The 17,340-nt window shown below is 60.5% G+C and carries 15 protein-coding genes; 6 read left to right on the top strand and 9 right to left on the bottom strand.

Annotated elements, in window-relative coordinates:
* Positions 1-416: 416 nt before the first annotated feature.
* Complete coding sequence (locus PMI36_RS21475) at positions 417-1,346, top strand: AraC family transcriptional regulator (RefSeq protein ID WP_008069589.1); 930 nt, start codon at positions 417-419, stop codon at positions 1,344-1,346.
* 153 nt (positions 1,347-1,499) lie between these two features.
* Here PMI36_RS21475 and PMI36_RS21480 read toward each other — a convergent pair whose 3' ends face one another.
* From PMI36_RS21480 to PMI36_RS21505, 6 genes are all read right to left on the bottom strand, one after another.
* Positions 1,500-2,555, bottom strand: coding sequence for an ABC transporter ATP-binding protein (locus PMI36_RS21480; protein ID WP_008069588.1), 1,056 nt, complete (start codon positions 2,553-2,555; stop codon positions 1,500-1,502).
* A gap of 155 nt (positions 2,556-2,710) precedes the next feature.
* On the bottom strand, positions 2,711-3,559 hold the full coding sequence (locus PMI36_RS21485) for an ABC transporter permease (protein ID WP_008069587.1): 849 nt from the start codon (positions 3,557-3,559) through the stop codon (positions 2,711-2,713).
* Positions 3,556-4,464 (bottom strand): ABC transporter permease, encoded by a 909-nt coding sequence (locus PMI36_RS21490; protein WP_008069586.1) that lies wholly within the window; start codon positions 4,462-4,464, stop codon positions 3,556-3,558. The genes PMI36_RS21485 and PMI36_RS21490 overlap by 4 nt, the downstream gene beginning before the upstream one ends.
* A 195-nt stretch (positions 4,465-4,659) precedes the next feature.
* Positions 4,660-5,763 carry an ABC transporter substrate-binding protein gene (locus PMI36_RS21495; RefSeq protein WP_008069577.1) on the bottom strand — a complete coding sequence of 368 codons (1,104 nt, stop codon included), beginning with the start codon at positions 5,761-5,763 and terminating at the stop codon, positions 4,660-4,662.
* 218 nt (positions 5,764-5,981) lie between these two features.
* On the bottom strand, positions 5,982-7,430 hold the full coding sequence (locus PMI36_RS21500) for an aldehyde dehydrogenase family protein (protein WP_008069575.1): 1,449 nt from the start codon (positions 7,428-7,430) through the stop codon (positions 5,982-5,984).
* Entirely contained in the window at positions 7,427-9,064 is a 1,638-nt protein-coding gene (locus tag PMI36_RS21505) for a 5-guanidino-2-oxopentanoate decarboxylase (RefSeq protein ID WP_008069573.1), read from the bottom strand. Before PMI36_RS21505 ends, PMI36_RS21500 begins: the two co-directional genes overlap by 4 nt.
* A 159-nt stretch (positions 9,065-9,223) precedes the next feature.
* Here PMI36_RS21505 and PMI36_RS21510 point away from each other — a divergent pair, with 159 nt between their 5' ends.
* Positions 9,224-10,105 (top strand): LysR substrate-binding domain-containing protein, encoded by an 882-nt coding sequence (locus PMI36_RS21510; RefSeq protein ID WP_008069571.1) that lies wholly within the window; start codon positions 9,224-9,226, stop codon positions 10,103-10,105.
* Between the two features lie 114 nt (positions 10,106-10,219).
* Here the strand turns inward: PMI36_RS21510 and PMI36_RS21515 are convergent, their stop codons facing one another.
* A complete protein-coding gene (locus tag PMI36_RS21515; RefSeq protein WP_008069570.1) occupies positions 10,220-10,834 on the bottom strand; it encodes an NAD(P)-dependent oxidoreductase in 615 nt (204 codons plus the stop codon).
* 202 nt (positions 10,835-11,036) lie between these two features.
* Positions 11,037-11,918 carry an MBL fold metallo-hydrolase gene (locus PMI36_RS21520; RefSeq protein ID WP_008069569.1) on the bottom strand — a complete coding sequence of 294 codons (882 nt, stop codon included), beginning with the start codon at positions 11,916-11,918 and terminating at the stop codon, positions 11,037-11,039.
* Positions 11,919-12,032: 114 nt separating this feature from the next.
* Between PMI36_RS21520 and PMI36_RS21525 the strand changes: the two genes are divergently transcribed.
* Positions 12,033-12,938 carry a LysR family transcriptional regulator gene (locus tag PMI36_RS21525; protein WP_202949515.1) on the top strand — a complete coding sequence of 302 codons (906 nt, stop codon included), beginning with the start codon at positions 12,033-12,035 and terminating at the stop codon, positions 12,936-12,938.
* 254 nt (positions 12,939-13,192) lie between these two features.
* Complete coding sequence (locus tag PMI36_RS31675) at positions 13,193-13,369, top strand: hypothetical protein (protein ID WP_008069567.1); 177 nt, start codon at positions 13,193-13,195, stop codon at positions 13,367-13,369.
* A 9-nt stretch (positions 13,370-13,378) separates the two neighbouring features.
* Here PMI36_RS31675 and PMI36_RS21530 read toward each other — a convergent pair whose 3' ends face one another.
* Positions 13,379-14,290 carry a helix-turn-helix domain-containing protein gene (locus tag PMI36_RS21530; protein WP_008069566.1) on the bottom strand — a complete coding sequence of 304 codons (912 nt, stop codon included), beginning with the start codon at positions 14,288-14,290 and terminating at the stop codon, positions 13,379-13,381.
* A 188-nt stretch (positions 14,291-14,478) separates the two neighbouring features.
* Between PMI36_RS21530 and pobA the strand changes: the two genes are divergently transcribed.
* Both pobA and PMI36_RS21540 read left to right on the top strand, forming a co-directional pair.
* On the top strand, positions 14,479-15,663 hold the full coding sequence (gene pobA / locus PMI36_RS21535; RefSeq protein ID WP_443216685.1) for a 4-hydroxybenzoate 3-monooxygenase: 1,185 nt from the start codon (positions 14,479-14,481) through the stop codon (positions 15,661-15,663).
* A gap of 78 nt (positions 15,664-15,741) precedes the next feature.
* Positions 15,742-17,259, top strand: a complete 1,518-nt coding sequence (locus PMI36_RS21540) for an MDR family MFS transporter (protein ID WP_008069564.1) — start codon at positions 15,742-15,744, stop codon at positions 17,257-17,259.
* The last annotated feature ends 81 nt before the right edge of the window (positions 17,260-17,340 follow it).

Genomic DNA, 17,340 nt, shown 5'->3' with positions numbered 1-17,340 from the left:
CCAGGTCATCCAGGGGCAGCCGGGGACGGGCTGCGACAGGATCCAAGATTAGGCGGCGTGTCGCAGTCGCCGTTAGTCGATTCCTGCCGACGCATTGCACAATCCTGCGAGACTTGGCTCAACACCTGTAACAACCGGTAAAACCCGTCACATCACTGTCACACGAGCTTTGTGTAGGCGCTGCCGAAGGCTGCGATCTTTTGACTTCTGTTTTCAAGATCTAGAGATCGCAGCCTTCGGCAGCTCCTACAGGGGGAGTTTGCGTCAGCCGTTACCCATCTGCGTCACGCCATGACGGGGCGGCACACGAAGCCCCGTGCAGAATCAGGCAAGCTTTTGGCAGGATGTGGCTACCGCTGTCCCTTGCACAAATTTAAGCTCAGCCCATTACCAACGCGTCACCGAGGATGCCCAGCATGTCGTCGCTCGATCATTTTCAAGCCCCGCTTGCCGCCGACATGGAAAAACAGCGCGCGGAACTGGCCACCCTCATCCGTCGTAACACGATGGAGGATGGCACTTATGCCACTGCCGTCGGTTCGCTGTTCATGTCGCGTCACAGTCAAAACCATGACTTCGCCCCAGTGCTGGCGCAACCGGCCCTGTGCATCATGGCCCAAGGGCGCAAGGAAGTGCGGCTGGCGGATGAATACTTCAATTACGACCCGCTGAATTACCTGGTGGTGTCGGTCTCGATGCCGTTGAGCGGGCGGGTGGTGAATGTCTCGCCTGAGGAACCGATCCTCGCCGTGCGGCTGGACATCGATCCCGCAGAAATCACCGCGCTGATTGCCGACGCCGGCCCCATCGGCGTACCCACACGGCCCACTGGCCGCGGCCTGTATGTGGAGCAGATCGACACGGCAATGCTCGATGCCGTGCTGCGTCTGGCGCGTTTGCTGGACACACCCAAAGACATCGCCATGCTGGCGCCGCTGATTCGTCGGGAGATTCTGTATCGGCTGTTACGCAGCCAGCAGGGGCATCGGCTGTATGAGATTGCCATCGCCAACAGCCAGAGCCATCGCATCAGCCAGGCGATCAAATGGCTCAACGGCAATTATGAGCAACCGTTGCGCATTGATGATCTGGCGCGGGAAGTGAACCTGAGCGTGTCGACATTGCATCACCGGTTCAAGGCGATGACGGCGATGAGTCCGCTGCAATATCAGAAGCAGTTGCGCCTGCAAGAGGCGCGGCGGTTGATGCTGGCCGAAGGGCTGGAAGCTTCGGCGGCGGGTTATCGGGTGGGGTATGAAAGCCCTTCGCAGTTCAGCCGGGAGTACAGCCGATTGTTCGGGGCGCCGCCGCTCCGGGATTTGGCGCGGTTGCGGTTGTCGGTTTGATCTGACGTTTTCGGTGTGGCTGATGGCCCCTTCGCGAGCAAGCCCGCTCCCACATTGGATTTGTGGTGGACACAAAATAAGTGAACACCGCAGATCCAATGTGGGAGCGGGCTTGCTCGCGAAGGGGCCGGCAAAGGCGCCCCACCTCTAAAGTCAGGCGCTGAGTACCCGGCAAGCCTCAGCCGGCAACGTCACCGACACCGGATTGCCAATGCTCAACCCAACCCCCTGACACGGCGTGCTCAACGCGGTAAACGACACCCCGGAACACTCGACGGTGGTTTCAATCGTCGCCCCGATATCGCGCACAAACGTCACCTTCCCCAGCAAGCGATTGCCCGCCGTGGCCTGGGGTTGTGACAGTTGCAGGTCTTCCGGGCGAATCAGCATCTTCACCTTCTCCCCCACCACAATACTGCTGCAGATCGGCACTTGCAGCGCATCGCCACCGGGCAAGCTGACTTTGCCGTTGCCCAGCGCCGTGGCCGGGAAAATGTTCCCCGAACCAATAAAGTCCGCGACGAATTCATTGGCCGGATGCCGGTAGATTTCAATCGGCGAGCCCACCTGCTGCACCCGATGTTCACCCAGCACCACCACGATGTCGGCCATGGTCATGGCTTCGCGCTGGTCGTGGGTGACCATGATGGTGGTGATGTTCAAGCGCTGTTGCAGCTGACGGATTTCCACCTGCATCGACTCGCGCAGCTTGGCGTCCAGCGCCGACAGCGGCTCATCGAGCAGGAGGATTTTCGGCCGCGAGGCAATCGCCCGGGCAATTGCCACGCGCTGACGTTGTCCGCCAGAGAGTTTCGCCACCGGGCGATCAATCATTTCCTGCAGCTGAATCAGCTCCAGCAACTCCACCACCCGCGCCTGTTGATCCGCCTTGCTGACGCCGCGCAGTTTCAGCGGATAGGCAATGTTCTCCCCCACCGTCATGTGCGGAAACAGCGCCAGCGATTGAAACACCATGCCGAAATTACGCTGATGCGCCGGCGTATGGCCGATGTCTTCACCGTCCAGGCGAATCTCGCCACCGGTCAGGGTTTCCAGCCCGGCGATCATCCGCAGCAAGGTGGTTTTACCGCAGCCCGAAGGGCCGAGGAAACACACCAGTTTGCCCTCGGGCAAATGCAGGTTCACATCCTTTACCGCGCAGGCCGAGCCGTAATGTTTCTCGACGTTTTCCAGAATCAGACCAGTCATGTTGCACCTCAAGAATAAGGTTCTGGCTGGAGGTCGCCGAGCGAAGATCAGGCAAGGCAAAAGTCTGCGAAGAAGCGGAGTTGACTTTAGTCAATGAGCATTCTGAGCGGACTTTTAACGCAGCATGATCGAGCGCAGGCACCTCCAGGCAGAAGCTAGAACGAAACGCCACCTTCACCGACTAGCTTCTCCAACGCCCAGATCAGGACGAAGTCGATCAGCACGATCAGCACGGCAAACGAGAAAACGGTAGGGTCGAGCGAGGACACGGTGCGGCTGTACATCCAGATCGGCACGGTCATGACGTCGATGGTGTAGAGGAAATAGGTCACGGTGAATTCGTTGAACGAGACGATGAACGCCAGCAGCATGCCCGCCAGAATCCCCGACTTCATCAGCGGCACCACCACATCGACAATCGCCCGCAGCGGCGAAGCACCGAGCATCTGCGCGGCCTCTTCAACTTCGCTGCCGATGGAGAGCATCGCCGCGGTGCAGTTTTTCACCACGAACGGCAGCGCCAGGATCACGTGGGCAATCACCAGCCGCGAGGTGGTGATGTGGAACGGCAGGCTGTCGAACACCAGCAGCAAGGCCAGGCCCAACACCACCATCGGGAACACCAGTGGCAACGACATCAATTGCAGCGCCACGGCCTTGCCGCGGAACTCACAACGGGTCAGGGCATAGGCTGCCGGCACCGCGATAATCGTGGCGAAAATCATGGTCAGGCAGGCCACCATCAGGCTGGTGGTCATGGCTTTGCCAAGGCTCAGCACATCGCTGGAATCCGGCGACACGAAGGTGTTCCAGGCGGCTTTGTACCATTGCAGGCTATAGCTGCTGGGTGGGAAGTCGAGGTTCGATGCACCGCTGAACGACATGACGATCATGGTCAGGATCGGCAGCACTGCCAGCAGCAAAATGAAGCCTGACAGGATGCCGGCGAACTTGCCGGTATCGCCTGGCAGCAGCGAATGGCGCTTCTTGATCAAGGTGCTCATTGGGAAGCCTCCAGCATGCGCCGACGACGGCCAGTGATGTATTCGGACAAGGTCATGATCGCCAGGGTGGTAACGATCAGCACCACACCGGCAGCGGACGCGGCGGGCCAGTTCATCAGCGGGGCGATCTGGTCATGCACCATCACCGCCAGCATCGGCACGCGCCGACCACCGAGCAGCAACGGCACCACGAAGCTACTGGCGTTGTAGGCAAACACCAGCGTCGCGCCGGTGATGATCCCCGGCAAACTCATCGGCAACACCACTTGACGGAACACCTGCAAGCGACTGGCGCCTAGGGTGGCGGCTGCTTCTTCGTAAGTGCGGGCGACGCCGCGCATGGCGCTGGCAATCGGCAGCACGGCCAACGGGAACGCGGTTTGCACCAGGCCCATCAACACGCCGTTCTGGTTGTACAGCAGCATGATTGGCCGCTTGATCAGGCCCAGGCCCATCAGCGCCTGATTGAGCATGCCGCCGGGGCCGAGAATCACCAGCCAGCCGTAGCTTTGCAGCAGCAGGTTGACCAGCAAGGGCAGCAGCACCGCGGCGAGGAAGATCCGCCGCACAAACGGTGAGGTCAGTCGCGACATGGTGTAGGCCACCGGGATCGCCAGCAGCACCGCAATCACCGCACTGATCAGCGCCAGGCGCAACGTCAGCAGCAACGATTTGAGGTAATAGGGTTCCAGCAATTGGGCGTAACTGGCCAGGCTGAAGCCGGACCACTCCGCGCCTTTGGTACCGACGCTCATGCGCAGTACCAAGAGGCTCGCGGCAATCAGCACGCCGAGAAACAGCATCGACGGCGAGAGGAAAAGCCAGGCGCGCGCCGTCGGTGAGACACCCCGGTTGACGCGCACGGGTGCGGCGCTTACCGGATGGGTCAGAGGTTGGTGTTCCATAGCAAGGGTCTCGTCAATGGAAAGCAGCTGAACGAACACAAGACTTGAAACCACGTTGAACCCTGTGGGAGCGGGCTTGCTCGCGAAGAGGCCGTGTCAGTCGACATCAATGTTGAATGTCACACCGCATTCGCGAGCAAGCCCGCTCCCACATTGGATTTGTGGTGTCCCAGAAGGCTTGCGTACGCCACTCGATCAGGAAGAAAAGATTTCCGTGTAACGACGAATCCATTGGTCATGCACGGTGGCCAGGAAGGCGTTGTCGTGCATGATCGCCTTCTCGGCAATCTGCTCCGGCGTGAGGATGTACGGGCTCTTGCGCGCTTCGGCGGAGATGATCGCCTTGGCGTTGACCGGGCCGTTGTAGATATCCTCGGCCATCTTGCCCTGCACCAGCGGGTCCAGAGAGTGGTTGATGAAGGCGTAGGCCAGGTCAATATCGCCCGGACGATTCTTCGGCATCACCGACAGCATCAGGTCGGTGTAGAAGCCTTCCTTCATGCCGAACGTGGCGCCCAGACCGTAGGCCGGATCGCGAATCTGTTTCGGAAAGAACGCCGGCGCATACAAGCCGCCCATGTCCAGGGAACCTGTGCGGAACAGCTCGGCGATCTGGTTCGGGTTTTCGCCCAAGGTCACGACGCGATCTTTCAGCTCGGCGAGTTTCTTGAAGCCTGGCTCGATGTTGTGTTCGTCACCGCCGGCCAGTTTGGCGGCGATGATGATCAGGTCCATGGCCTCGGTCCAGTTCGGCGGCGGCAGGAAGATGTTCGGCGACAGTTCCGCGTCCCACAGGGCGGCATAGCTGTCCGGCGCTTCTTTGATGGTGCGGGTGCTGTAGACCAGGCTGTTGCACCACAGCAGGTAACCGATGCCGTGACCGTTGGCGCCAGTACGGTATTTCTCCGGCACGTCGATCAGGTTAGGGATACGGTTGAGATCGGGTTTTTCCAGCAGGTTGGCGGCGGCCAGACCTTCGGCGCCGACGCCGGCCAGCGTGATGATGTCGTACTGCGGACGATCACCGCCGGCCTTGAGTTTGGCGACCATTTCCGAGGTGCTGCCGGTGCGGTCAGCAATGACCTTGCAGCCGTACTTGGCTTCGAAGGTTGCCGCGATATTGCGCAATGCTGCAAGGCCGGTGTCGTCGGACCAGGTCAGCAGGCGCAGGGTCTTGCCCTGGAAACGTGTGTCGCTGGCATTGGCCTTGATGAATGGCATGCTCATGGCCGCCGCAGCCACGGACGCCACGCCCACGGTTTTGATGAATTGACGTCTGTTCAGATCGTGCTCGCCCATGAAGGACTCCCTTTGTTTTTTTAAGTATGAGGTTGGTCGCAACCGTTGCATCCGCGCGGCCAGATCGGCTTACAGTCCCCGGTTTCAAAGGACTTGAGCTGCACCGGCGGGTTCATCCTGAGGTCGTGCAAAACACCTGACTATCGATAAAAACTCATTGAAGCCATGACGCTGGCGCATGCCTCATCACGAGGCATGCGCTCACCTTTTTCGTGCTGTCAGACGGCCCGAATCACGTGTTTTATTTCCTGGAAAGCCTGCAAGCCCCACGGTCCCAATTCGCGGCCGATGCTGCTCTGTTTGTAGCCACCCCAGGCGGTCTGCGGGAAGATCACTTGCGGCGCGTTGATCCAAACAAGCCCCGCCTGCAAGGCGTTGGCGACCCGATCGGCCGCTTCCGCGTCGCGCGTGACCACGCTGGCTACCAGGCCAAACTGGCTGTCGTTGGCCAGGGCAATGGCCTCGGTTTCAGAGGTGAAACTGCGCACGCAGATCACCGGGCCGAAAATCTCTTCGCACCACAGCGCACTGTCGAGGGGCACGTCGATGAAAAGGGTCGGCTGCAAAAAATAGCCGCGAGGCAGGTCCGCCGGGCGATTACCGCCGCAGATCAGCTTCGCCCCTGCGCTCAAACCGCGATCGATGTGGCCCAGCACACGTTGGTATTGCGCCTGATTGACCAGTGCGCCCATTTCCACGTTCGGGTCGAACGGGTCGGCCACGCGAATGGCTTCGGCGCGCACCTTCAATCGCGCTACAAATTCTTCCGCCAGCTCATCGGCAACCAGCACGCGGCTGGTGGCGGAACACATTTGCCCGGCGTTGAAGAAACCACCGCCACAGGCCACTTCCACGGCCAGTTCGATGTCGGCATCGGCGAGTACCAGCAGCGAAGATTTGCCGCCCAATTCCAGGCTCACACCCTTCACGGTTTCTGCCGCTCGCTGCATCACCTGCACGCCCACCGCGTTGCTGCCGGTGAAGGAAATCTTGGCGATGCGCGGATCAGCCGACAGCGGCGCACCAACAGCCAGGCCGGTGCCGCAGACCAGATTGAACACACCGTTTGGCAGACCGGCTTCGGCAATGATCGTCGCCAGTTCCAGCTCCGGCAGCGGCGTCACTTCCGACGGTTTAAGCACTACGCAGCAACCGGCGGCCAGGGCCGGGGCGAGTTTCCAGGCAGTGGTGACCATCGGGAAATTCCACGGCACGATCAGCCCCACCACACCGCACGGTTCGCGGCGCAAACGGGCGCTGAAATCATCGCTCGGCAACGCCACGGCGCTGTCTTGCTTCGCGTCCAGGCCTTCGGCCAGCTCGGCGTAATACTCGAAGGTGGCAATCACGTCGTCGACGTCGATGGCCGCTTCGAACAGTGGTTTGCCGTTGTTGCTCGACTGCAACTTCATCAACTGCTCGCGACCGGCCTGCACGCCCGCGGCGATTCTGCGCAGGATCGCCCCGCGCTCGGCGCCGGTGGTTTTCGACCATTCCTTGAAAGCATGGGTCGCGGCTGTGACGGCCTGATCGACAGCGTGTGCATCGCCACCATTAACGGTGGTCAGCAGCGCTTCGGTCGCCGGGTTGATCACGCGCAGATGTTCGTTGCCGGCGGCCCATTGGCCGTTGATATACAGGCCATCCAAAGTAGTTGGAAAACTCATTGCGACACCGCCTTCATCCACTGGGTCTGATCAATTTCAATCAGGGTCGGGCCCTGGCGATCGGTGGCAAGGCGCAATGCATCACGCAATCCGTCAACACTGCTGACCGCCTCGGCCGCACAGCCCAGGGCCTTGGCCACTCCGATGAAATCGGGGGTGTAGATGTCCACGCCCACCGGTTCGATGGCGCGGTTGACCATGTATTTCTTGATCTCTTCGTAGCCCTGGTTATTCCACAGCAGGACGATCACCGGGGTGCGTGCTTCTACCGCACTGGCCAATTCCGGCAGGGTGAATTGCAGGCCACCGTCGCCGATCAGGCACAACACCGGAGGGCGTGCGCCGCCTTCGACGCGGCCACCGAGGCAGGCGCCAATCGCCGCCGGCAAGGCGTAACCGAGGGTGCCGTAACCCGTGGACGAGTTGAACCAGCGACGCGGGCGCTCCGGGTTGAAGGTCAGGTTGCCGGTGTACACCGGTTGGGTCGAATCGCCGACGAACACCGCGTTCGGCAATTCATGCAAAACAGTTTCCAGGAAGCGAGTCTGGGCCAGCGTCGGGGCGTCCCAGGATGCGGCCAACTCATCGCGCAAATGCGTGGCACGCACCTGGCCCCAATCGTTGCGACGCTCGGCCAGCGACTTGTGGGACAGCGCACTCAGCAAGGCCTGAGCGGCGTTGCGCGAGTCGGCCACCAACGCGACTTTCGGCGGATAATTACGCACGGTCTGGTCAGGGTCGATGTCCACGCGCAGCAGCACGCCAGGAATTTCGAAGCCACCGGCGAAGGTGATGTCGTAATCGGTTTCGGCCAGTTCGGTGCCGATGGCCAGCACCACGTCGGCCTCAGCGACCAGCGCGCGAGTGGCTACCAGGCTTTGGGTCGAACCGATCAGCAGCGGGTGGCGGGATTCGAGCATGCCCTTGGCATTGATGGTCAGGGCCACTGGCGCGTCCAGCAGTTCGGCCAGTTCAGTCAGCTCGGCCGCGGCATCGATGGCGCCGCCACCGGCGAGAATCAACGGGCGCTTGGCACCGGCCAGCCAGTCGGTCATGCGGCTGATCGCGCTGGGCGAAGCACCGGCGCGGTCGATGTTCACCGGCACGCTGGCGAGCAAGTCATCGGCCTCTTCGACCAATACGTCCAACGGGATTTCGATGTGTACCGGGCGCGGACGGCCAGCCTGGAACAACGCGAAGGCGCGGGCCAACACGCCCGGCAATTCAGCCGCCGACATCAAGGTATGGGAGAACGCTGCCACGCCGCCGACCAGTGCGCTTTGGTTCGGCAGCTCATGCAACTTGCCGCGACCGCCGCCCAATTGGCTGCGCGATTGCACGCTGGAAATCACCAGCATCGGGATCGAGTCGGCGTAAGCCTGGCCCATGGCGGTGGTGATGTTGGTCATGCCAGGGCCGGTGATGATGAAGCACACGCCCGGTTTGCCGCTGGTGCGAGCGTAACCGTCGGCCATAAAGCCGGCGCCCTGTTCGTGACGCGGAGTGACGTGGTTGATGCTCGAACGGGCCAGCCCGCGATACAGCTCCACGGTGTGCACCCCGGGAATGCCGAACACCTGCTCGACCCCGTAATCTTCGAGTAACTTGACCAATACTTCGCCGCACGTCGCCATGTGTTTGCCCTTTTTGTTCGTTTGAGACGCCGGGCCTGCGCAGTGTTTATGATGGGTTGGCAGGTCCAGGGATGGCCTCATTGGAACGGGCGACACGTAGCCGCAACAATGGATAAAAAGTCATACTAGCCATGTCCTCACGTCATACCTTGGATCCCAATGAAACGATTGCCTCCCCTGCCGGCGCTGCACACTTTTCTGATCACCGCGCAGTGCTGCAACTTCACCCGGGCCGCCGAACAACTGCACATCACCCAAGGCGCGGTGAGCCGGCAGATCGCCGGGCTGGAAGATCATCTGGGTTATGAGCTGTTCATTCGCCAGGCGCGAGGCTTGAGCCTGACCGCCGAAGGACGGGAGTGGCTGCCACGGGTGCAGCAGATTTTCGGGCTGATCGACGAGGCGGTGGAGCAGATCGGCGAGAAGCGCGAAACCCTGCAACTCAAGGCCCCGACCTGTGTGATGCGCTGGCTGTTGCCACGCCTGTTGCAGTGGCAAAAGGAGCGCCCGGATGTACCGGTGGAATTGACCACCACGGTCAAACACGGCGTGGATTTCCATCGCGAGCAGTTCGATGCGGCGGTGATGTATGGCGCGCCGCCGGACAACTCCCTGGCCTCCCAGCATCTGTTCGATGAACAACTGACGCCTGTATGTTCCCGACCAATGCTTGAAGGGCCGATGGCCTTGCAGACACCCGCCGATCTGCAACAGCACTTGTTGCTGCACCCCACCCGCGATGAACGGGACTGGAACGCCTGGCTGAAGGCTGCAGATATTCGGCTGAGCAATGTCGGCAAAGGGCAGCATTTCGAAACCCTGGACCTGGCGATGTCGATGGCGTCCCAGGGGACGGGCGTGGCGATTGGCGATTGGTCGTTGATCGGCGATGACCTGAGTGCCGGACGGCTGGTCATGCCTTTTGATTTGAAGGTGAAAACCGGGTTGGCGTATTACCTGGTGTTCCCCGAGAAACCGGCTCCTTCGCCGAAGTTGCGCGAATTGATGGGGTGGTTGGTGGAGCAGGCTCAATCGCGGTGAGCCCTTCGCGAGCAAGCCCGCTCCCACATTAAGTCTGCAGTGAACACAGTATTTGTGTACGGCGTAGATCAAATGTGGGAGCGGGCTTGCTCGCGAATGATTTAAGCAGCGCCATCAATACCCGACAGTAAACCGCTGGCGGGAATACTTCGGCGTTTGCACTTCATCAAGCAACGCAATGGCGAAGTCTGCAAAGGTAATCCAGCTGCGCCCCTCTGCACTCACCAGCAAGTCATCCTTGCCGATTCGAAACGTACCCGTGCGCTCACCTTCGACAAACTCTGCCGACGGCGACAGGAAGGTCCAGTCCAGGTCCTGTTCCTGACGCAAGGTATTCAGGAATTCGGCACCGGCGCTGGCCTCGGCCTTGTATTCCTCCGGGAAGCCTTCGCTGTCGATCACCCTGGAACCGCCCGGCAACAACAGCGAACCGGCACCGCCGACCACCAGCAGACGCTTGACCCCGGCCTTCTTCACCGGCTCGATGACGGCGCTGGCGGGGATGGTGGAGAAGTGCGCGGCGCTGATCACCGCATCATGCCCGGCCACGGCGGCCTGCAATGCAGCGGCGTCGAGCACGTCGACACTTTTGCTCACGACACCGGCTCGCGGGGCGATTTTCGAGGTGTCGCGGGCAATGGCCGTGACGCTGTGACCGCGACGCAGGGCTTCTTCCAACAGTTGACTACCGGCACGACCGGTGGCACCGATGATTGCGATGTTGCTCATGACGTTTCTCCAGTTGCGGTGATGTAGTTGTAGTGATGTGGCAATGCTCATTGTGGCGAGGGAGCTTGCTCCCGCTGGAGTGCGAAGCGCTCCCCTGCATTTCTTCAGGCTCACCGCATGCTCAGGTTTTACGACTGCTTCGCAGCCGAGCGGGAGCAAGCTCCCTCGCCACAAAGGCTTATTCAGTTTCAGGTGCGGCGGATTACCACTTCATCTCGCCCTTGGCGACTTTGGCGCTCAGCTCGAGTGAGCTTTCTTCGCCCAGGGTCGGGTAGCGTTTTTTTATCGCAGCGATCAGTTCGGCAGCGTCTTTCGCCTTGGCGGTTTCTTCGTCGAAAGCCTTGATGTAATCGGCGGTGAACTGCACCGCCGCCAGAGAGCGAGCGCTCTCACCGAGGTAGTGACCCGGCACGATGGTGTTCGGCTTCAGTGCTTCGATCGCCTGCAGCGTCGTCAGCCAATCGGCATGGGATTGCGGGGTCTGGGTGTCAGCCATCCACACGTGAATGTTTTCGGCGACAACCACGCCACCGACCACAGCCTTGATCGACGGAATCCACACAAAGCTGCGATCCGGCTGCTTGCCGTCCAGGCCGATCACCTGCAATTTCTGCCCTTCCAGCATCAGGCTGTCGCCCTTGAGCACCTGCGGCACGATGGTTTTGTTCGGTACGTCGGCGCCCATTTTCGGGCCCCAGAACGCCAATTTGCCGTCGACGGTTTTTTTGATGTGATCGACGGTTGGTTGCGAAGCCAGCACTTTGGCTTTCGGGAACGCCTGGGTAACGGTGTCGAGGCCGAAGTAGTAATCCGGGTCACCGTGGCTGATGTAGATGGTGGTCAGTTGCTTGCCGCTGGCGCGGATTTTTTCCACCACCTGTTCGGCCTGGGCTTTGCCGAATTGCGCGTCCACCAGAATCGCTTCCTTCTCGCCGCTGACCAGCACCGAGGTCACCGGGAAGATCGCGTTGGTGCCAGGGTTATAGACGTCCAGCGTCAAGGTGGACGCCGCCGCGGCATGGGCCGCGAAGCCGAGCGTGGCGGTTGCCAGAAGAATGCGTTTGATTGAAGTGAAGCCGATCATCTGTTGCTCCGTTGTCCGAATGCCGTGTTTGGCGATGGGACAGAGCTTAGTTGCCCGACTCGATACAAAAAATGCGATGCTTGAACATAGTTTGTTTCTGAAAGCGGGCAAATCATGGATCGTCTACAAGCAATGCGGGTGTTCGTTACGGTGGTGGACCTGGGCAGCCAATCGGCCGCCGCCGATCACCTGGACCTGTCACGGCCGGTGGTTTCACGCTATCTGGCGGAGCTGGAAGATTGGGTCGGCGCGCGCCTGATGCACCGCACCACGCGCAAATTGAGCCTGACCGCCGCCGGGACGGAAATGCTGCCTCGCTGTCGGCAGATGCTCGAGTTGTCCAGCGACATGCAAGCCGCCGTCAGCGAACCGGACGACGCACCGCGAGGCCTGCTGCGGATCAGCGTCAGCACCTCGTTCGGCCAGGCGCAACTGGCGGACGCCATGGCGGCTTACGTCAAACGTTACCCCGGCGTCAGCATCGATATGCAAATGCTCGACCGCACGGTGAACCTGGTGGATGAACGCATCGACCTCGCCATCCGCACCAGCAATGAGCTGGACCCGAACCTGATCGCCCGGCGCCTGACGGTCTGCCGCTCGGTGATCTGCGCCTCCCCCGCTTACCTGAGCGAACACCCAATGCCGCAACGGGTCGAGGACCTGAGCCTGCACAACTGCCTGACCCACTCCTACTTCGGCAAGAGCCTGTGGCATTTCGAACAGGACGGCGAGCCCGTCTCGGTGCCAGTGCAGGGCAACATCAGCGCCAACGAAGCCAGCACGCTGTTGCGCGCGACGATGGCCGGGGCCGGCGTGGCAATGCTGCCCAGTTACCAGGCCGGTGTGCATATCCACAGCGGCGAACTGATCCGCCTGCTGCCCCGGGCCGAGCCTCGGCAGATGAACATCTATGCGGTGTATGCCTCACGCAAACACATGCCGGCGGCGTTGCGCAGCATGCTGGATTTTTTGGTGCTTAGATTTCCGGAAGAGCCGGAGTGGGATCTAGGCCTGTAACCGGATCAATGGAGGGAATACTTTCCACTTCAACACGCAGATCCCCTGTGGGAGCGGGCTTGCTCGCGAAAGCGGTGAATCAGTCGACATCATTGTTGAATGTCACACCGCATTCGCGAGCAAGCCCGCTCCCACAAGGGGGCATCAATGTTCTGAATATCGCGTTAAACGCGAGGGCCGCTTTGCTGGCAACTCATCACCGCTGACCTATGCTCAAAGCAGTACCGAAAGGTATTCGTTCAGAGGTCAACGCCATGAACATCAAAACAAAAAGATACCTCGCCATTTTTGTCACTTGCGCGGCGACGCTGGCGCTATATGGCACAGCCGCCTGGCGTGTCGAGCAGTTGCGACAACAGCCCCGTGACTTTGCGAGCTGCAACTTCGAGCGCTGCATTCCCCACAACGCGACCCTCAACGCCCTCCGGTAACGAAGGGGTTCAGGCCTCGTTGTCCTGATCGGCATGGTCCTGATCGGCCTTCAAGCGGTCGCGAAAGGCCTTGGGCGAAATCCCCACGCGACGTCGGAACAGGCGTGTGAAATTGGTCGGATCGGAAAACCCCAACACGTCGGACATTTCGTAAATGGTCATGCTGGTGTAGGTCAGCAAGCGCTTGGCCTCCAGCAATTGACGCTCGTGCATGATCTGCAACGCCGGTTGCCCCGCCAGTTCACGGCACGTGCCATTGAGGTGAGACACGGAAATCCCCAGCCGATGAGCCAGGTCCTCGACCTTGACGTGCTGGCGATAGGTTTCTTCCACCAGCTGAATAAAGCCGTTGAGGTATTCCCGAGCCCGCTGCGGACGCTGGGTGGCGGTTTGGCGCTGAATCACCTGGCGACTGATCCACACCATAATCACGCTGACCAGCGAATGCATGAGCATTTCCCGCGCCGGTTGATGGCCGGTGTACTCGCTTTGCAGCGCTGAAAACAGGCTGTTGAGGTACTCGCTGTCCTTGCCCGCCGGGTAGCTTTCGGCCTGTGCCAGAGCGTTCACCGAATTGCCCAGTTGTGCTTGCAGGTGGGCGATCAGCGGCGCGGCCAGCGTGACGACAAAACCTTCGACATCCTCGGAAAATCGATAACCATGCACCGATAATGGCGGCAGAATCAGGATTGCCGGTTCAGTCAATTGTGAGCGTTTGCCTTCGATCTCAAGCTCTGCCTGACCTTTGAAAACGAAGAGTAACTGACACAAATCGGCGTGGCGGTGGGGTTTGATTTCCCATTGATGTTCGCGGCTGCGTTTGGAAATGGTTTCACAGTGCAATAAGTCAGGGGTCGGCCAGTCCAGGCTTTCACCATAGAGTTTGAACACCGGAATCGATGGCAGGTCAGGCTTGTTCATCACTTCAATCCAGGCCTCGAGGGTAACGGGGCGATAATCGCACCGATTGGCAGAATGTACAGGTATCGGCTCAGTTTTCCCCTTCAATTGACAGACTCGCAAGTGAAAAATGCAAGTACTCGATCCATAAAAATCATTCACCGGCCTTGGTCGTGTGGAGCTTGCGAGTCATAAAAACAATGAAAACACTGAAAACCCAAGTCGCGATCATCGGTGCCGGCCCCTCTGGCTTGCTACTCGGCCAATTGCTGCATAACGCCGGCATCGACACCCTGATCCTGGAACGCCAGACCCCGGACTATGTGCTCGGACGCATCCGCGCCGGTGTCCTCGAACAAGGCATGGTAGAGCTGTTGCGTCAGGCCGGGGTGGGTCAGCGCATGGACGCCGAAGGGCTCGTGCATGCAGGCTTCGAACTGGCCCTCGACGGGCGCCGGGTACACATCGATTTGCAGGCGCTGACCGGCGGCAAAACCGTGACGATCTATGGCCAGACCGAGGTCACCCGCGATTTGATGGCCGCTCGTCGGGACGCCGGTGCGCAGACGATCTATGCAGCCAGCAATGTCGTCCCCCACGGCATGAAAACCGCCGAACCCTTTGTCACCTTCGACAAGGACGGCGAAACGTATCGACTCGATTGTGACTACATCGCCGGTTGCGACGGTTTTCATGGCGTGGCGCGGCAGTCGATTCCTGCCGACTGCCTGAAGGTGTTCGAGCGGGTTTATCCGTTCGGCTGGCTGGGGATTCTCGCTGACACACCGCCGGTGCACGAAGAGTTGGTCTACGCGCGGCATGAACGGGGTTTTGCGCTGTGCAGCATGCGTTCGCCGACCCGTACCCGTTACTACCTCCAGGTACCGGCCCAGGACAACGTCGAGGATTGGTCTGACCAACGCTTCTGGGATGAGCTCAAATCCCGTCTGCCAGCCGCCCTCGCCGACACGCTGGTGACCGGCCCGTCGATCGAAAAAAGCATCGCGCCGCTGCGCAGTTTCGTGGTCGAACCGATGCAGTACGGGCGGATGTTCCTGGTCGGTGACGCCGCCCACATCGTCCCGCCCACCGGTGCCAAGGGCCTGAACCTGGCGGCCAGCGACGTCAGTACGTTGTTCAATATTCTGCTGAAGGTTTACCGCGAAGGCCGTGTGGATTTGCTGGAGAAGTATTCCGAGGTCTGCTTGCGGCGGGTGTGGAAAGCCGAGCGGTTTTCCTGGTGGATGACCTCAATGCTGCATCGCTTCGACGAGCACGACGCGTTCAGCCAGCGCATTAGCGAATCGGAGCTGGCCTATTTCGTGGACTCCGAGGCGGGCCGAAAAACCATCGCTGAAAATTACGTTGGCCTTCCATACGAGGCTATCGAATAGCCTCCTATCGATCTACACTGGCGAGCATCCCGCTCGCCTTGCCCGCTGCGGGCCCATTACTGCCCGCAGGTTTTACCCGTGACCAATCTCAACCAGCCTGAAACACCCAAACCGGCCATTCGCAGCGTGCTGATCGCCCTGATGCTGGCGATTTTTCTGGGCGCGCTGGACCAGACCATCGTCGCCGTGTCGATGCCGGCCATTTCCGCGCAATTCAAGGATGTCAGCCTGCTGGCCTGGGTGATTTCCGGGTACATGGTGGCGATGACCGTGGCGGTGCCGATCTACGGCAAACTCGGCGACCTGTATGGGCGCCGCAAGTTGATGCTGTTCGGCATGGGCGTGTTCACCCTGGCGTCGTTGTTCTGCGGCATGGCGCAAAGCATGGAGCAACTGGTGCTGGCGCGGATTCTTCAGGGCATCGGCGCCGGCGGGATGATTTCGGTGAGCCAGGCAATCATCGGCGACATCGTTCCACCCCGCGAACGCGGTCGCTATCAGGGTTACTTCAGCAGCATGTACGCGGTGGCCAGCGTGGCCGGCCCGGTACTCGGTGGCTACATGACCGAATACCTGTCCTGGCGCTGGGTATTCCTGATCAACCTTCCATTGGGCCTGGGTGCCTTGTTGGTGGCCCACCGTACGCTGGTGGGTTTGCCAGTGCCGCAGCGCAAGCCGATCATCGATTACTTGGGCACCTTGCTGATGATCATCGGCCTGACGGCGTTACTGCTGGGCATTACTCAGGTTGGCCAAGGACATTCGTGGCGCAGCACTGAAGTGTCGGGTTTGCTCGGTTGTGCGGTGGTGGTGCTGGCCGTATTCGTCTGGCATGAACGGCGGGCGCGGGAACCGTTGCTGCCGATGCACTTGTTCGCCAACCGCAGTGCGATTCTTTGCTGGTGCACGATTTTCTTCACCAGTTTCCAGGCGATTTCCTTGATCGTGCTGATGCCGCTGCGCTTCCAGAGCGTCACCGGCGCCGGGGCTGACAGCGCCGCGCTGCACCTGTTGCCACTGGCCATGGGTTTGCCGATAGGCGCGTACTTTGCCGGACGCCAGACCTCGGTGAGCGGTCGTTATAAACCGATGATCCTGACTGGCGCCCTGCTGATGCCGTTCTCGATTCTCGGCATGGCGTTCAGTGCGCCTCAGGCGTTTGTGCTGAGCAGCCTGTTCATGTTGCTCAGCGGCATCGCTAGTGGCATGCAGTTCCCCACATCGTTGGTGGGCACGCAAAACTCGGTGGAACAACGGGACATCGGCGTCGCCACCAGCACCACCAATCTGTTCCGTTCTCTGGGCGGCGCAGCGGGTGTGGCGTTGATGTCGGCGCTGCTGCTGGCGTTGTTGCAGGATTCGAGTTTTGCGCACCTGGCCGGCTCGTCGCTGATGGCCGAGGGCAGTTCGGGAAATGTTTTACTGGACGGTTTGAACGCCGCGCCGGGGGATGCGCAGGACGCCTTGCGCGCAGAATTGCTGCTGACCTTCCGGCATTTGCTGATGGTCAGCGCGGCGGTGTCATTGCTGGGGCTGGCGGCGGCGATTGCCATGCCGAATAGAATGTTGCGGGGGCGGGAGGACAAGGTCCGCTAACCCCTCCGACCGATCGTTCCCACGCTCTGCGTGGGAATACAGCCCGGGACGCTCTGCGTCCCATTGGAACGCGGAGCGTCC

Source organism: Pseudomonas sp. GM79 (genome assembly GCF_000282495.1).
Lineage (GTDB): Bacteria > Pseudomonadota > Gammaproteobacteria > Pseudomonadales > Pseudomonadaceae > Aquipseudomonas.
Note: the sequence above shows the minus strand (reverse complement) of the source record. Positions and strands in the feature narration are given on the sequence as shown.

Bases quoted from the DNA above. Each gene is read 5' to 3' on its own strand.
- PMI36_RS21475 (WP_008069589.1), top strand. From the start codon at position 417: ATGTCGTCGCTCGATCATTTTCAAGCCCCGCTTGCCGCCGACATGGAA.
- PMI36_RS21480 (WP_008069588.1), bottom strand. From the start codon at position 2,555: ATGACTGGTCTGATTCTGGAAAACGTCGAGAAACATTACGGCTCGGCC.
- PMI36_RS21485 (WP_008069587.1), bottom strand. From the start codon at position 3,559: ATGAGCACCTTGATCAAGAAGCGCCATTCGCTGCTGCCAGGCGATACC.
- PMI36_RS21490 (WP_008069586.1), bottom strand. From the start codon at position 4,464: ATGGAACACCAACCTCTGACCCATCCGGTAAGCGCCGCACCCGTGCGC.
- PMI36_RS21495 (WP_008069577.1), bottom strand. From the start codon at position 5,763: ATGGGCGAGCACGATCTGAACAGACGTCAATTCATCAAAACCGTGGGC.
- PMI36_RS21500 (WP_008069575.1), bottom strand. From the start codon at position 7,430: ATGAGTTTTCCAACTACTTTGGATGGCCTGTATATCAACGGCCAATGG.
- PMI36_RS21505 (WP_008069573.1), bottom strand. From the start codon at position 9,064: ATGGCGACGTGCGGCGAAGTATTGGTCAAGTTACTCGAAGATTACGGG.
- PMI36_RS21510 (WP_008069571.1), top strand. From the start codon at position 9,224: ATGAAACGATTGCCTCCCCTGCCGGCGCTGCACACTTTTCTGATCACC.
- PMI36_RS21515 (WP_008069570.1), bottom strand. From the start codon at position 10,834: ATGAGCAACATCGCAATCATCGGTGCCACCGGTCGTGCCGGTAGTCAA.
- PMI36_RS21520 (WP_008069569.1), bottom strand. From the start codon at position 11,918: ATGATCGGCTTCACTTCAATCAAACGCATTCTTCTGGCAACCGCCACG.
- PMI36_RS21525 (WP_202949515.1), top strand. From the start codon at position 12,033: ATGGATCGTCTACAAGCAATGCGGGTGTTCGTTACGGTGGTGGACCTG.
- PMI36_RS31675 (WP_008069567.1), top strand. From the start codon at position 13,193: ATGAACATCAAAACAAAAAGATACCTCGCCATTTTTGTCACTTGCGCG.
- PMI36_RS21530 (WP_008069566.1), bottom strand. From the start codon at position 14,290: ATGAACAAGCCTGACCTGCCATCGATTCCGGTGTTCAAACTCTATGGT.